The following is a 2,868-nucleotide window of genomic DNA, read 5'->3' as shown; positions in this document are numbered from 1 at the left end:
AGATAAGGCGAAGTATCGCGAGATGATTTTAAATGTTTTGAAGTAAATTTCGTCCCAAGACTAGACATATAGTCTGTCGCAGGGCGAAATTTACGAAATCATTTAAAAGCACTCGCGAGACAAGCCCCAGAGAGTCAAATTTATCAAAGAATAAAAAACCTTAGGCTATAATCCCCCATTTACAAAGGACTTTCTTGCAGGCAAACGGGCTAAATATCCTCATCGCGCTAGCTTTTATCATCTTTACGTCGCCGTATTTTTCTAAAATTTTACGCATCCCTATCGCGCCCGTGGAGATTATTTTGGGTTCGGTAGCCGGGTATTTGGGCTTTATCGGGCACAATGAAATGTTTAAAATCGTGAGCGAAGTCGGCTTTTTCTACCTCATGTTTTTAGCGGGCACGGAGGTCGATCTCAAGCTATTTTTCACGATAGATAAAAAGATCCTAAAAACGGGCGTCGTCTATCTGGCGATACTCTACCTACTCTCGGCGCTGCTGACGTTTTCGTTTGATCTAAACCGCCTTTTTATCCTCATCATGCCGCTGATGGCCGTGGGTATGATATTTACGCTGTTTAAGGAGTACGGCAAAAACGAGGCGTGGCTAAATATCGGCATGCTCATCGGCTCGATCGGCGAGGTCGTGAGCATCACGCTACTAACCTTCGTCGGCGCGTATATGAAATTTGGCGCGGGTAGCGAGCTGGCGTTTTCGATCATATATTTGAGCGGATTTTTAGCCGCGGCGGCGATCGGGTACAAGACGCTAAACGTGCTGTTTTGGTGGTATCCGCAGCTACGCGTCATCCTGATGCCCCACTACGACAACTCCGAAAAAGACATCCGCCTGTGTATGGCGCTGTTTTTCGGCATCATCGCGCTTATGCTTTATTTAAATTTAGAGATAGCTTTCGGCGCGTTTGTGGCGGGGACCTTTATCGCGACATTTTTCGATCACAAAAAAGACCTGCCGCACAAGCTTGCTAGCTTTGGCTTTGGCTTTTTGGTGCCGACATTTTTCGTGCATATCGGCTCGACGTTTAAGCTTAGCGCCTTTATGATAGACGGGGTCGTGCGCGACGCGGCGCTGATAACTGGCGTCATGATAGGCTTTAGGCTAGCGGCTAGCACGGTGTTTTTAAACATCCTAGGGCTAAAAAATACCGTGCTTTTCGCGCTATCACACTCGATGCCGCTGACGCTTCTCATAGCCGTTGCTACCATAGCCTACAAATCAGGCGGCATAAATGAAAATTTTTACTTCTCTTTCATACTAGCGAGCCTAACTCAGGCTATAATAGTAACGATTTGTATCAAAATTCTAATGAGCTACGAAAATAAAAATTTGCAAAAGGAGCCAAAATGAGCGATACGGTTACGTTAACCGACAACAGAAACGGCAAAAGCTACGACTTTCCGATACTTCATGGCACCATGGGGCCCGACGTCATCGACATCTCGACCTTTTTTAGCGATACGGGGATGTTTACGTTTGACCGCGGCTACACTTCGACGGCGATGTGCAAGAGCACGATAACCTACATCGACGGACTAAAAGGCGAGCTGATGTACCGCGGCTACGACATCGCCTATCTCGCCGAGCACAAGACCTTTATCGACGTTGCGTATCTACTGCTAAACAAAGAGCTGCCAAACGAAAAGCAGTACGATGCCTTTAAACTCGAGCTTAAAAAGCGTAGCTTCATCCACGAGGGCATGATGAAGCTCTTTGACGCGTTTCCCGATAAGGCGCACCCGATGGCGATCCTGCAGGCAGCAGTTGCGGCGCTCTCGGCGTTTTACTCCGACCACCTAAATATGGACAAGCCAGAGGAGTACCACGAAATGGCGATGCGAATAATCGCCAAAATCCCGACCATAGCGGCGTTTTCTTATAGATTTTCGCGCGGACTGCCGATCATTTATCCAAATTTAGACCGCGGCTTTACGGAAAATTTCCTCTACATGATGAGGAGCTACCCGTACGAGCACGTAAATTTGCGCCCGATCGAAGTAAAGGCGCTTGATACGGTCTTTATGCTGCACGCCGACCACGAGCAAAACGCCTCCACGACGACCGTACGCACCGTAGGCTCGACGCACGCGCACCCGTACGCATGTATCGCCGCGGGTATCGGAGCGCTATGGGGCTGGGCTCACGGAGGCGCGAACGAGGGCGTCATCCGCCAGCTAGAGCAGATCGGCTCGGTCGAAAACGTCGATAAATACATCGCCCGCGCCAAAGACAAAAACGATCCGTTTAGGCTGATGGGATTTGGTCACCGCGTGTATAAAAACTTCGATCCGCGCGCCAAGGTGCTAAAATCTATGTGCGACCAGCTATTTGACGAGATCGGCATAAACAGCGAGCTTCTAAAAATCGCCAAAAAGGTCGAAGAGATCGCGCTAAACGACGAGTATTTCATCTCGCGCAACCTCTATCCGAACGTCGATTTTTACTCGGGACTGATTTTAAAAGCCCTTAGCATACCAAACGATATGTTTGCAGTCATCTTCGTCATCGGCAGGATCCCGGGCTGGATCAGCCAGTGGATAGAGCTAAAAGAGCAGGAGAGTATAAAGATAGTACGTCCAAGACAGCTGTACGTCGGAGAGACAAACAGAACGCCGAAGTGACGCGTTGTCTTTTGCGCGCCTTTAAATGAGCTAGAAAATTTTGAGCTGCGACAGACTATTTGTCTAGTCTTGCTCAAAATTTCCGTCGCAACATTTAAATTCATCGCAAAATACATCCGCTTATCGATTTGCGTTCGAATTTGAAGTCAAATTTACAAATTTAACTCCATAAAATTTACAAAATTGCGACGCTTTGCGGTAGCAAAGCAGTGTCGCCACCTCTCACGTCG

The 2,868-nt window shown here is 48.0% G+C and carries 2 protein-coding genes; both read left to right on the top strand.

The genetic code is table 11. The features are described 5' to 3' along the window. Positions 1-194: 194 nt before the first annotated feature. Positions 195-1,367: a cation:proton antiporter gene (locus H740_RS03315; protein ID WP_002951286.1), complete on the top strand. Its 1,173-nt coding sequence runs from the start codon at positions 195-197 to the stop codon at positions 1,365-1,367. Next, positions 1,364-2,638: a citrate synthase gene (locus tag H740_RS03310; RefSeq protein WP_002951285.1), complete on the top strand. Its 1,275-nt coding sequence runs from the start codon at positions 1,364-1,366 to the stop codon at positions 2,636-2,638. Before H740_RS03315 ends, H740_RS03310 begins: the two co-directional genes overlap by 4 nt. Positions 2,639-2,868: the final 230 nt, after the last annotated feature.

Source organism: Campylobacter showae CC57C, assembly GCF_000344295.2.
Lineage (GTDB): Bacteria > Campylobacterota > Campylobacteria > Campylobacterales > Campylobacteraceae > Campylobacter_A > Campylobacter_A showae_B.
The sequence above is the reverse complement of the archived record's forward strand: the minus strand, read 5'-3'. Positions and strand labels throughout refer to the sequence as shown.